Below are 665 nucleotides of genomic sequence, written 5' to 3'. Positions count from 1 at the left end.
ATCTCCCCCCATGTGGAGGAGATGTCCGGCAGGACAGAGGGGGGCGCGAAGGAACGCGACGATTCCCCTAAACCAATCGTTCGCCAGCGCGCCGGCATCGGCTCCTACGAAGATCCGGGCGACGAGCGCCGCCAGAATCGGAGACCGAGCAAGACTGGGCGGCCGGGACGGTAGGCCGAGTGGCATGGCATCAGCGCCGCCCCTAACCCGTCTGGCGGCGGCTCTCCTCGCAAACGGGGAGAGGCCGCATCGATTTATGTTGTCGACTTCACGCTAACCAGCCCGACATTGACGCGCGTGCTTGAAGCATTGGATCCCGATGTCGTCGGCAACGCAGCTAGACAACACTTGGAAGGGAGGGAAATTCCGACCGAAAGCGTTGCCAATACACCAATCTGTTTTCCCCTTCGGTAAGTTTGCCCAGTACTTCGCCAATTGCGACTTTCGTATTTTTTCCTCTTTAAGACAATTGCGAAGGTTCTCCGATTTCACATCTCGATTTTTCAAATAGCAGTAATAGTCACTTTTGAGGGCTGAAAAGGCGGCATCCACAGTTGGCTCGCCGGGGCTGCAAAATACGCGACCGTCGAGGCAGGCCTTCCCCAAGGCGGAGGCCACAAAAGAGCTAACTGTACCATATGTTTGAAATTGCACCACTGTTATAT

The 665-nt window shown here is 56.1% G+C and carries 1 protein-coding gene; it reads right to left on the bottom strand.

Features of this window, described 5'->3' with window-relative positions:
* Nucleotides 1–273: 273 nt before the first annotated feature.
* The coding region (locus EN742_RS38895; protein ID WP_210214517.1) for a hypothetical protein at nt 274–665 on the bottom strand (392 nt) is incomplete at its 5' end.

Origin of the sequence: Mesorhizobium sp. M4A.F.Ca.ET.020.02.1.1 (genome assembly GCF_004022645.1) — a bacterium.
GTDB lineage: Bacteria > Pseudomonadota > Alphaproteobacteria > Rhizobiales > Rhizobiaceae > Mesorhizobium.
Note: the sequence above shows the minus strand (reverse complement) of the source record. Positions and strands in the feature narration are given on the sequence as shown.